This is a genomic window from Streptococcus sp. CCH8-C6 (assembly GCF_001557225.1).
GTDB lineage: Bacteria > Bacillota > Bacilli > Lactobacillales > Streptococcaceae > Streptococcus > Streptococcus sanguinis_C.
In genome coordinates, this window is record NZ_LSJN01000066.1 from 1 (window position 1) to 290 (window position 290).

The window sequence follows — 290 nt, forward strand, 5'->3', positions numbered from 1 at the left end:
AGGGCGAGCCAGTAGTGACAGCAGCGATTGATGAAGTGGTTGAAGTCGGTACAAAAGTATCTCCATCAACAACTTCAAATACTGGTAATACCAACCCAACTCAAGTCTCTTCTGGTCAGGGTCAGGAAGGCCAAACAGGAGAGAAGAAAGTGTTGCCAAAGACAGGTGAATACACTAACATCTTCTTGAGTATTATTGGTCTGATGCTGGCTTCTTTAGCAGGTTTCATCAACCGTAAGAAGCGTCAAGATTAATTGATATTAAAAAAAGAGCTAGGATGATGTCCTAGT

At 42.1% G+C, this 290-nt stretch carries 1 protein-coding gene; it reads left to right on the forward strand.

Going from position 1 to position 290, the window contains the following annotated elements; all coding sequences use genetic code 11:
* Positions 1 to 254 (forward strand): LPXTG cell wall anchor domain-containing protein (locus AX677_RS07595; protein WP_156445996.1); only part of this gene is annotated, 254 nt, incomplete at its 5' end.
* Positions 255 to 290 lie beyond the last annotated feature (36 nt).